Genomic DNA, 4,270 nt, shown 5'->3' with positions numbered 1-4,270 from the left:
GGCATGGACATGGAAATGGCATCCAACTTCGCCCTGATCTCCGCGAAATACTACTGCCCACAACAACTCGCCAAAGCCTAGGTGGGAGTGGGCTCAACCAGACCAAAGTAGGAGATCTCGCGTCGTGATCTGATCCATCCGCCTGATGGCATCCGTAATCATCGGGAAAACGAACGCGGACGTCCTCCCCAAGTCGACCGAGCAACGGCGCGACTTGCGTTAGGACACATCGTGTTCCGTCACCGCGACTTCTGCGGCCCCCGACGATCGCGACGTGTGAAATGCCGTCAGGACTCGCCCGCGAATGGCAATCGGACCTCGAAACGTGCACCGGTCTCCAGGTTGCAGGCGGACAGCGTGCCGCGGTGCGCCTGCACCAGCCCAGCCGCGATAGCCAGCCCCAGGCCCGAGCCGCTGGGTGACGACGAATCAGCCCGCGGCACGCGGCCATTGGAGCCACGGTAGGCGACGTCGAACACCCTGGGTAGATCCGCTTCGTCGATCCCGACGCCGGTGTCATCCACTCGCGCCCAGGCCTCCTTTCCGTCTCGGCCGAGCGCGAGCGTCACGTGTCCTCCGCGCGGGGTATGCGCGATCGCGTTGGCTACCAGATTCGACAACACACGAACCAAAGCCCGGTCGCTGCCGATCACCCGCACGGGTTCGTCGGGCAGATAGACCTGCAGTGCCACCCCGGCCCGGTCTGCGACGATCCGATGAACGGCCACCACGTCGTCGACCACCTCGTCCAGCGCCACTGTGTCGTGTGCGGGTTGCACCGCGCCAGCGTTGATCTTTGACATCTCGAACAGGTCGTCCACCATCTCCGACAACCGAATTGATTCATGCTCAATGTACTTGGCCTGCTCGCGGGCCTCTTCCTCGATCACCACCCCGTCGGCGATGGCCTCGGCTCCGGCACGGATGCCCGCCAGCGGGGTGCGCAGATCGTGACTCACGAATGCCACCAGACGGCGCCGCGATCGCTCGGCTATCCGTTCGGAGTCACGGATCTGCTGCTCCCACACCGTTCTCCGAGCCTGGTACCTGGCCAGGAGCACGGCAGCCGGGATGGTCACCACGGACACGATGACCAATACCACCGCGGTGCGCTCGAATGTCTCAGTGATCATGAAACCGCTGGCGCCGAGCACGCCAGTGAGGGTTGCCAGAGTGGGAATCAGCACTAAGGCGACCATGCTCACTACCAGCGACCAGGACCGTGCGAGCCGAATGGTCAGCGCGCCGGACAGCACCACCGGAATGGAACAGGCGAGCGCCCAGCCCGCGATCTTCCACAGGTCAGTCGCCTGCACCGGATATCCCCCCTGCCCGCCACAGGTAGCCCCGCCCCCAGATGGTCTGCACCCGGTGAGAGTCTCCTAATTTGGAGCGCAGCCGCTTGATGTGGACGGTAACGGTCGACAGATCGCCGAAATCCCACCGCCACACCAGTTTCAGGAGTTCCTCGCGAGAGTAGACGGTGTCGGTATGGGTCAGCAGGAAGGTCAGCAGATCAAATTCTCGACTGGTCAGGCTGACAGGCCGGTCACCGACAGTCACCAAGCGCGCGGCCGTCATGACGCGTAGCGATCCGTCGCTCAACTCCAACGGAAGTTCATCGGCTGTCGACGGGGCTCGGCGCAATACTGATCGGACCCGAAGCGCTAGTTCACGCGGACTGAACGGCTTCGTCACATAGTCGTCGGCGCCGGCCTCCAAGCCGGCGATCCGGTCGTCCTCTTCACCCAGCGCTGTCAGCAGAATCACGGGCACCGCATACCCGTCTCCGCGACGCATGCTGCGACACAGCGTCATTCCGTCGGGGCCGGGCATCATCACGTCAAGGACGGCGAGATCGAGGCGTTCGGTTCCCAGCAGTTGCAGCGCCTCGTCGCCGTCGCGCGCGATCGAAACGTCGTGCCCGTCGCGTTCCAGATACCTGCGCACCACGTCGACAATGACGGGGTCGTCATCGGCTATCAAGATCCGGCTCACACCGTCTCACACTAGCCCCGAGTCGGTGCTTAGGGGTCGGGGGTGAGTCGGGATATTGACTCCATCGCGACGATCTCTCAGGTCGTTCTCGGTCCGGGTGGTGCATCGGTGAGTGATGGGGCGACGAGTGCTATGGCCCGGGTCGTCACGCCCAGCGCCGAAGCGGTCCCGAGAGCAGTTGTGCGCCAATCTGTCTTCGGTTCAAAGCCGCCACTATGAGCGTGGTCGTCGAGAGCCGCGCAGCCCAAGCCGACCAGGTGATCACGACCGCCGACAGGACGCCCATAATGGGATATTGGGCAATAAGCTGATCGGAACTCCAGTAGGTCATGAGTGTCAACAGCGACGCCAGGGCCGCGGGCAGGCTCAGTACCCCGAGGACCAGCGCCACGCCCAGCGCGGTTTCAAGTAGCGGAATCGCAACACCGAACAGGCCCGGCAACCTGCCGAGTACGGGTCCCAGGAATATGGTGAAGTATTCGGGCACGCTACTATTGGATTTCGCGCTGTCTACGACTAGCAGGATATCCGCCCTGCCGAAGTGTGCGGTGTACTTGAAGATGCCCTCGTGTATCCACAGACCGCCCAGCGCGACCCTTGTCGCGCCGAAAAAGACCGACGCGACAAGGGATGCGGGGTTGGCGGGGACTTTCATGTCAGGGTGGCGGCACCGAAGACGGCCTTCGCCTTATCGCAATGGATAACGACATTGGTGAATTTCGAAGTATCGACCCCGTTGGTTGAAAACGTCTGAGACGCTTTGTCGGACGCGATACTACCGAGCTCTTTGCCGGCAGCCACAGCAGTCTCGTCCGTGCCGTTCGTGAGATAGATGTGCAGATCTGGGCCCGCGTCGGAGGAGAAGCCCGCCAGGGTGAGCTGGGAGCCTGTCACCGAGACGGTTCCCGCGACGTGCTTGGCGTTGAGGCCACCGAAAGTTCCCATCCGCGTGCTTGCAGAGCCCGAACTCGCAGCCTGGGACATCGCCGGGGCCCCCGACGACGACTGCGACATCGCCGGCGCCGGGTGCGCCTCTTTTGAGCTGCTGCAGGCAGCGAGGGCCGCGGCAATCGTGACAGCGGCCGCGCCCCTAAGCACTGTGGGTCGCATCTGGTTTACCTTTCGTTGGGCGCAGGATCGCGCGTTCTATGGTCGGTAGTGGTTACGTTACAAAGCGATTGGAGAGATGGGCGGCGCCTCGTCAACTCCGTCACGGCCTCGTCATATTTGCGCTACTGGTTTCCCCGGGCGTCCGCCCAAGCCGGCCCGGGTTCATCTCCGGTTTCGTGGGGTAGTTGGGGCGCTTATGGGTCAGCGGTCGCCGATAGTCAATTTCGCGCTGTCACGAGTTGTTGCGCCGTGCGATCAAAGGGCAGTGAACGACATCGCGACGCCGTTCATGCAATAACGCAGACCGGTTGGCTGTGGGCCGTCGTCGAACACGTGGCCGAGGTGACTGCCGCACCGGCTGCAGAGGACTTCGGTACGTGCCATGCCAAAGCTGGTATCAGGGCGCTCCACCACCGCATTGTCTAGCGCTTTCCAGAAGCTCGGCCAGCCGGTGCCGCTATGGAATTTGGTGTCGGACGAGAAGAGGTGTTGCGCACAGCCAGCGCAGTCGAACACACCGCGACGGTGTTCGTGGTTGAGCGGACTACTGTAGGGATCTTCAGTGCCAGCGTCGCGCAACACGCTGTATTGCGCCGCGGTCAGCATCTTTCGCCACTCGGCGTCGGTGTGAGTGACAGCAAAGGTGGTGTCCGATGGTGCCGACATCGCTCTGCCGGCACAAGCACTGAATGCGGCCATTGATAGTGCGGCCACGCTTCCGGCGGTGAGAAACCGCCGTCTCGTCATATCCATCTCGCCACTGCTTTCGGTCGAGCGGAGATCCTGCCCAAATCACCGTAACGCCGTCTGCCGTGCCGGGTGGGGCTCAACACAATTCGTCATCGTTCGGTAAGAAAGTTCGACGCAAGGGGACGAGGGCCGTTGATTCGGACGCCACTGATTCGTAAGAATTTTGCCCGCGCAGGGCGGTTAGCCTAATGACGATAGGGCCGGAATCGACGCTGACCGTGGGGAGCATCGTGCCGAGATCGCAGAGAGCACACCTGATCCGACTGTCCGTGGCACTGTTCGCGGTTAGTCTCCAAATCACTGCCTGTGCGAGGTTGTTCTCTGACGCAGGAGGCGCGGAGCAATGGTCAGAACCTGTGGATGAGCGTCGGCGTGGGGGCGTGAAAGTGGGCGCACCTTCCCGAGGATGATC

The 4,270-nt window shown here is 62.6% G+C and carries 5 protein-coding genes and 1 pseudogene; 1 reads left to right on the top strand and 5 read right to left on the bottom strand.

Annotated features, from left to right (window positions below; translation table 11 throughout):
* Positions 1 to 81, top strand: a pseudogene (locus AWC25_RS00725) (DUF732 domain-containing protein); the annotation flags it as partial.
* 206 nt (positions 82 to 287) lie between these two features.
* Here the strand turns inward: AWC25_RS00725 and AWC25_RS00720 are convergent.
* The 5 genes from AWC25_RS00720 to msrB all read right to left on the bottom strand — a co-directional run bounded on the left by AWC25_RS00720 (position 288) and on the right by msrB (position 3,774).
* Entirely contained in the window at positions 288 to 1,316 is a 1,029-nt protein-coding gene (locus AWC25_RS00720) for a sensor histidine kinase (RefSeq protein WP_069403110.1), read from the bottom strand.
* Entirely contained in the window at positions 1,303 to 1,998 is a 696-nt protein-coding gene (locus tag AWC25_RS00715; protein WP_069403111.1) for a response regulator transcription factor, read from the bottom strand. Before AWC25_RS00715 ends, AWC25_RS00720 begins: the two co-directional genes overlap by 14 nt.
* Before the next feature lie 145 nt (positions 1,999 to 2,143).
* A complete protein-coding gene (locus tag AWC25_RS00710; RefSeq protein ID WP_085166217.1) occupies positions 2,144 to 2,653 on the bottom strand; it encodes a DoxX family membrane protein in 510 nt (169 codons plus the stop codon).
* Positions 2,650 to 2,943 (bottom strand): DM13 domain-containing protein, encoded by a 294-nt coding sequence (locus tag AWC25_RS27210; protein ID WP_244899437.1) that lies wholly within the window; start codon positions 2,941 to 2,943, stop codon positions 2,650 to 2,652. The genes AWC25_RS00710 and AWC25_RS27210 overlap by 4 nt, the downstream gene beginning before the upstream one ends.
* Before the next feature lie 420 nt (positions 2,944 to 3,363).
* Positions 3,364 to 3,774, bottom strand: a complete 411-nt coding sequence (gene msrB / locus AWC25_RS00700; RefSeq protein WP_372513552.1) for a peptide-methionine (R)-S-oxide reductase MsrB — start codon at positions 3,772 to 3,774, stop codon at positions 3,364 to 3,366.
* Positions 3,775 to 4,270 lie beyond the last annotated feature (496 nt).

Source organism: Mycobacterium sherrisii (assembly GCF_002102355.1).
In the GTDB taxonomy this organism is placed as follows: Bacteria; Actinomycetota; Actinomycetes; order Mycobacteriales; family Mycobacteriaceae; genus Mycobacterium; species Mycobacterium sherrisii.
The sequence above is the reverse complement of the archived record's forward strand: the minus strand, read 5'-3'. Positions and strand labels throughout refer to the sequence as shown.

Excerpts from the sequence above, each read along its gene's own strand:
- AWC25_RS00710 (WP_085166217.1), bottom strand. The coding sequence starts at position 2,653 with ATGAAAGTCCCCGCCAACCCCGCATCCCTTGTCGCGTCGGTCTTTTTC.
- msrB (WP_372513552.1), bottom strand. The coding sequence starts at position 3,774 with ATGTCGGCACCATCGGACACCACCTTTGCTGTCACTCACACCGACGCC.
- AWC25_RS27210 (WP_244899437.1), bottom strand. The coding sequence starts at position 2,943 with ATGGGAACTTTCGGTGGCCTCAACGCCAAGCACGTCGCGGGAACCGTC.